We start from the raw sequence: 4,243 nt of genomic DNA on the forward strand, positions 1-4,243 counted from the left end.
TATTAAAGGGGGAACCTGTTAATTCGATGAGCAAATCACCGGAACCTGCGCCTCCGGAACTACTTTCCCCCGAGCTCTCGCTCTGGGCAAATACAGGTCCCGATGCCATCAGAATTCCAGCAAAAAGTATTGCCAATTTCTTCATAGTCTTCTTTTAAGTTTAATTTATTTTATGATCATACTAAAATATATTCTTGCAAAGTAACCATACCATAGGAAAGAATATTCTCTTTAATCGAAAATGGAATGTTTTTAATCGAAAACAACCACAATATTTTTTTACACTCTCTATTAGTAGTAAAAAGTAATACAATCCATAAAAAACCCCATCAATCAAAGACTGATGGGGTTAAATAGGAATTGTTGTTACCTAATTAAGTATCAGTAATTGTTACCGCTAAATCTGTTCATCAAATACCTGATCTCAAAATCACCGGCTATTGAACTTGACACATTCTGCACAAAATGTGCTTTCGAATAAGTCATAGTAACAATTTGTAAGTCACGGGTTTCAGAGCCTTCTCCAGTACCTGTCAATGTCAACGCTGTTTCTGTAGCAGACCACGTGCCTACACTTAATACACCATTGGCGTCTTCCAGCACAAAGTTACCATCACGCTCGATCACCAGTCTTTCAATGATATCGGAGTCATCCGCCTGGCCTGAAACATATGCTTCGTCTACTAACCATTCACCTACAACCATTTTACCGGTTGAAGGATCTTCAGGTTTGGCACATGAGATAGCTATTAAAGCTATCCCAAGTACAAAAATATAATTTATGAATTTTCTCATGATTCTTAATTTTTAATGATTCTTACATTTTTAACCAGACCTTCATACTGAATCTGTAGCATATAAATACCTGACTCCAGATCACTGATAGAAATCATATGTTTAGCTTCCAGACTATTCTTCTCAAAGCTATCTGACTTCATTACCTGACCAGTCATTGTGGTGATTACCAATTGGTGCTTGCCCATGTACTCACTCACTATGTTCAGGTTCACCTCAGATGAACTTGGGTTAGGATAGGTATTCACATCCATGCTAACACCGCTTCTGTTGGCCAATACTCTTTCGTCCAAATCAGCAGAACTTCCCGTTACAACACAACCTGAAGTGTATTCAACTTCTACAGTATACTCAGCATTGTCAGTGATAATAATTGAGTTAGAGGTAGAATTCACCAATAAAACCCCATTCCTATACCATCTAACTGTTGCACTACCGTCATAAGTGGCCACCAATCTGGATCCATCCATTTCCAAAGTGATATTTCTTACACTTCCATAAGAGAAAATTGATGGGTCTACATTAGAACAACCTGTTCCATCTGCATAACTTACCTCAACGTAGAATGGTGTATTGTCCTCTTCTACTACATCAGTTACTGCTATACCACTAAAACCTGATTGTATTGTCACCGGGTTACCTGATGCTATACCTGTATTACCATTATATAATTGGTAGGTCATAGCTGATCCGTTTCCATTAAAAATACTAAACTCAACCTCACCTGCACCACAAGTAGTGTTCACCTGAGATAAACCAGGGATACTTGGCTCAGCAACTACTGTTACAACTATCGCATTTGATTGCGGAGAGTAACAACCCGCTGCATTGCCCACTTCAACAGTATAACTACCAGCAGTGCTTACCTCTAAAGTATTGGTATTGGTAAAGTCCTGAGTAGCATTGGTAATAGTTGACCCATTTCTTCTCCATCTGTAGTAATCAGAACCCGCAGGTGCTGTTAAAACTACAGTTCCATTATTGGCGCAGAAAGTTAGATCTCCGGTTGAAGTCAATGCAGGTGCCGCAGTTGGTTGTTCCACTATATTAACAGTGAACTCCACTGAAGTAGCTGTACAACCATCAACATTCAATGCATCATAATTCCAAACAAATGAATAGGTTCCTGACTCATCAATATTATAAGTATTGTTACCGGAGGCAACTGTTGCATGAACGTCTCCATCCTTGATCACCTGAACGTTTCCGTTGTTGGTAATAGATGATCCATCCATGAATCTAACATTGAAGTTATCGCAAATAGTGATTTCATCACCTTCGCCAATCAACTGGCTTGTGTTATTGTTCCTTACTGCAAATTCAGGCACATCGTATCTGTCAACATCTACTGTAGCAGATGCATCACTTGAACAACCTACACCAAATGGTACATTAGATACCTGTACAGAATATGAATCCTGGTCCTCAACAGAAATAGTCCTTGAAGTAGCACCATTGCTCCACAGATAGAAATCATAACCTTCAGGTGCTGCCAAAACCACAGGGTCAGCAGAAGAACAAGCTTCCAGATCACCACTCACTACTGTAATTACAGGCTGATCAGGTGTTTCTACAATATTGATCTGGATAGACTCAGTAGTGTATACACAACTTCCGGTTGTTACTCTTGCGAAATAAGAACCAGACATTTCCATATCATTGTCGTTAAGCTGGGTGCCTGTTGCAACCAGGTTGTCCAGGTCATCTCTGAACCACTCCACTAAAGTAGTTCCTGATGTGGTAATACTTCCATTCTCAAGTAATCTTCTTACACTTAATAAAACCTCGCTAGAACCTTCACAAGTAGTCAGTTCTGAACCTGCTTCAACTGCTTTCCAATTCCAGTCAGGGTTTGAGTATGAATATAATTCAAAGTTGGCCAATACTTCTATAGACTCTTCGTCTACTATTAAAGTATTGCAAACTGTTCCGTTTGATGATTGAGAAGTGATCCTCAATTCCAAATCAGTGGAAGCAGCGATCTGACCAATGTTGATCTCATTCTGATAATCTTCAGGGTCTCTCAACAAGCTTCCCAGAACAGTGCCATCAGCTGCGTTCAAAATCTCATACATGAAGTAATCCTGCATACTGCCTGCATCAATGCTTACAACCACATCTTCCGGTGCACAAGCCAATGGATCGTTTACCGTAAAGCTTGAGTTGGTATTGATAGGTGCAACCAATTCATAGCTCTCTTCAGAGAAATTACCATCAACATTCACTGTATTGTCAGTGGTCTCGTCTTCAGCGCTTAACCTGAACTTAAAGATGCCATTGTCAGCTGTGTTGCTCAAGGTGTTTCCGGCAAATCCAAAAGTAACCTGGCCTGAACCTTCAACAAGGTTGAATTCATAGCCACTAATTGGATTGATTGTGCCGCCAGCATTCCTGTAATCAACAGTCACTACATTGTCTGCACCGAATCTACCCTTGATCTCGTAATCCAGGGTCACGTCACTGTCTATACAACCTTCTGTAGCAGAAATAGCTGTTACCATCAGCACTTGTTGTGCTATACTGATTGATTCATCTACATAATCGAATGGTAAAGTTTCACCAAAGGTAAAGTCGAATACATTTATTGAGAAGTTCCCTTTAGCTTCTTCTTGTCTCCATCTGAACCTTACACCATTTTCTTTCATATCAGTTGTGAAAGCATACACAAAACCTTCCCCTACAAGTGTTGCTTCAGCATCAGTTTCAGGATAGGATTGTAATTCAGTATAAGTAGCACCTGCATCAGTTGAGTATTCAAAAATCACATATTGATTTGCTGTTAAACTAGCAGGCAATTGATCAAATGAAACATCCATACTGAATAAAGTAGCTTCTTCAATTTCTGAAGGCATGAAATCACGAGTAGTGATTAATCTTCTACCGGAAACACCTGAAAATGATGAATTATCAAGAGTGATAAAATTATCTGAATCATCTTCGAGGTCATTATACTGTTGGTTTTCAAGCAAAGTACCTACCTCAGCTATTGGTGCATCTTCAGATAATTCAATTCTGAAATCGCCTGTACCCGAATAATCAGTTGGCAATGCAATGGTAATATCTCCCATTCCTTGCTGGGTAGCCAATACTATATCTCCTTCATTTGAATCAAATATCAAATTGACAAATAAATCAGCTGTAGCATCCAGATTGGTTTCATCATTTTCTATATTGATAGAGAATGTAACATCCTGTCCGGCATAAATAGTAGCATTTGGATCTCCTTGATAAACTAATTCAGCTGCGCGAAGGAAAATATCCAGGTCTCCTACATCAACCCCGCTTTCATCATCTCCATAGATATAGAATGTTTCTTCATCTATTTCAACTGAAGCAGACATCATCACATCGTATGAGCCATTTACCACAAAGAAAGGAACCTCGCCTTCAAATACACCTAGAGTAGTAGTTGAGCCTATTACGTAGGGAAGATCTGTTTCAGGGTCAA

General features: G+C 39.4%; 2 protein-coding genes. Both read right to left on the reverse strand.

What is annotated here, in order from left to right; translation table 11 throughout:
• Nucleotides 1-381: 381 nt before the first annotated feature.
• Complete coding sequence (locus JKA74_RS20585) at nt 382-795, reverse strand: hypothetical protein (protein WP_201433132.1); 414 nt, start codon at nt 793-795, stop codon at nt 382-384.
• Nucleotides 796-800: 5 nt separating this feature from the next.
• On the reverse strand, nt 801-4,243 hold a 3,443-nt coding region (locus JKA74_RS20590), incomplete at its 5' end, for a T9SS type A sorting domain-containing protein (RefSeq protein WP_201433133.1).

The organism is Marivirga aurantiaca, from assembly GCF_016679925.1.
In the GTDB taxonomy this organism is placed as follows: Bacteria; Bacteroidota; Bacteroidia; order Cytophagales; family Cyclobacteriaceae; genus Marivirga; species Marivirga aurantiaca.

Coding starts and splice junctions, on each gene's coding strand:
- JKA74_RS20585 (WP_201433132.1), bottom strand. CDS start 795: ATGAGAAAATTCATAAATTATATTTTTGTACTTGGGATAGCTTTAATA.